The sequence below is a fragment of the Barnesiella sp. ET7 genome, assembly GCF_024733785.1.
GTDB classification, from domain to species: domain Bacteria; phylum Bacteroidota; class Bacteroidia; order Bacteroidales; family Barnesiellaceae; genus Barnesiella; species Barnesiella merdigallinarum.
In genome coordinates this window covers 1-1,647 of sequence record NZ_JANRHM010000047.1, presented here as the reverse complement: position 1 = coordinate 1,647, position 1,647 = coordinate 1, and the positions used below count along the sequence as shown (strand labels likewise).

The following is a 1,647-nucleotide window of genomic DNA, read 5'->3' as shown; positions in this document are numbered from 1 at the left end:
TCTTTCGCCTTTGATGCTGCCTTCTCCTGTGATGAGGGTGTTTCGTGGCAGTACATACTTTCCGACACGCATATCCTCCAAGAGTCTGAGCCGCACGCTCTGACCGCTCGTGATGGTCTGGTCACCATGCACGCACGCCTTGATGGTGTTCCGTGCTGCCTGCTTCGGTGCTTCGCCTACGGCAGTGTGAAAGCCACCGCCTACGGATTGTGCCATCCGTGCTATCATCACCGAGTCGCTCATAGGCTGAGCCAATGCCGACACTACGGGTGTCGTTACATGACCTACAGGCTGTGCCTTCGCCTTACCGCTTCGTGTGGTGCTCTCCACCTCCTCGGCTGCGCTCTCGGAGGTGGCGGCATTGCCGGGCATATACTTCGCTGCAAGCTCGTATGACTTCTCCAAGAGTGCCACCTGGTCGGCATATGTCGGTTGGCTGTTCTGCTGTTGTGCCATCGACTGCTTCAGCTCCTCAAGCTCCGCTTTCAGAGCCTCCTTTTCGGGATCTTCACGCGGTTGTTCGTAGAAACTGCCGAGCGTGGCGTTGATGTCATTGTAAGCAGATGTGGATGTAGAGAACGAATTGCTCCGACTGCTACTGCCACCTCTATAGGACGAACCACCGCTACCACCTGTGTATCTCGGCTCTTCGGGTATCTCGACCACCTCTTCCTCCTCGTCATCAGTGGTCATTGAGGTAAAGTCCTCAAGGGTACGCATCTTCTGCTCCTGCTTGACACGCATATCCTCCAGTTCATAGGCGGCAATCTTGTCCGCCTCGATGCCTGCACCTCGCGGTTCGGGAAGTTCGGCGTTGAAGCCTACCTTCTGCTGCTCCGCCTGTACCTGCTCTTTTGATGGCTTGAAGATGAAGTACATGGAAACGAGGAATAAAAGTCCCATTCCGCCATACACAAGAATTTTCTTGATTTGCTCCTTTCTTTTCAGAGCATTTGCATCGTTACTCATAGCTCTCTGAATTAAATTGGTTAAAGAACTCTTCCATCTCCCGTATCTTCTCATCCGAGAGGCTGTCGGCAGGAGCTGTCTCCTCCTCGATAATCAGATTGGTGGCAGGCGGCTCACTTCTGACATACTCCTCATACCTGTAATCGGGAGCAGGCATAAAGATGACATAGAGAGCCAATCCCATATATGCCAGCAAGAGGCCGTAGATGATAAGGCGTTTGGTCTTCGATGTCTTGTTGTTCCAAGACTTGTTGATTGAATCCTTGATTCTCTGAATGTACTTTTTCATCGCTGTAAATGTTAATGGTGAATAATCATATTTATCTGTCATAGACTCTCAGGTCCTTGTTCTCCACCACACGGAATGCCTCGAAGATGAATCCGTGAGGATTGTTGTCGCTGCGTGTGGAGTTGAGCAATCGCCCTTTGGTCACAAGGCTACGCTCGGTGATACTCTTCTCGCGGATGATGGATAGCCTTGCGTATGTCACCACCTCGTAGGGATAGTTGTTGAAGTTGCAACTGATGCTATCCACCTCGATACGCTGCGATACATTGCCCGAGATGATACGGTTGTAATATCCCTGCTCTGCAAGGTCGCTGTAGTGCTCATATGCCGAGCGGTCGCTCAGAAACATTGCCCTCTGGATATTACCCTCGATGGCACTCTTATCGGGT

Annotated in this window: 3 protein-coding genes; all 3 read right to left on the bottom strand. The window is 51.5% G+C overall.

Translation table 11 applies throughout. The features are described from left to right. On the bottom strand, window positions 1-969 hold a 969-nt coding region (gene traM, locus NW211_RS13765; RefSeq protein WP_258328258.1), incomplete at its 3' end, for a conjugative transposon protein TraM. Then, window positions 962-1,258 carry a hypothetical protein gene (locus NW211_RS13760; RefSeq protein WP_258328257.1) on the bottom strand — a complete coding sequence of 99 codons (297 nt, stop codon included), beginning with the start codon at window positions 1,256-1,258 and terminating at the stop codon, window positions 962-964. The genes traM and NW211_RS13760, both read right to left, overlap by 8 nt. Window positions 1,259-1,289: 31 nt before the next feature. Beyond that, on the bottom strand, window positions 1,290-1,647 hold a 358-nt coding region (gene traK / locus NW211_RS13755; protein WP_258328256.1), incomplete at its 5' end, for a conjugative transposon protein TraK.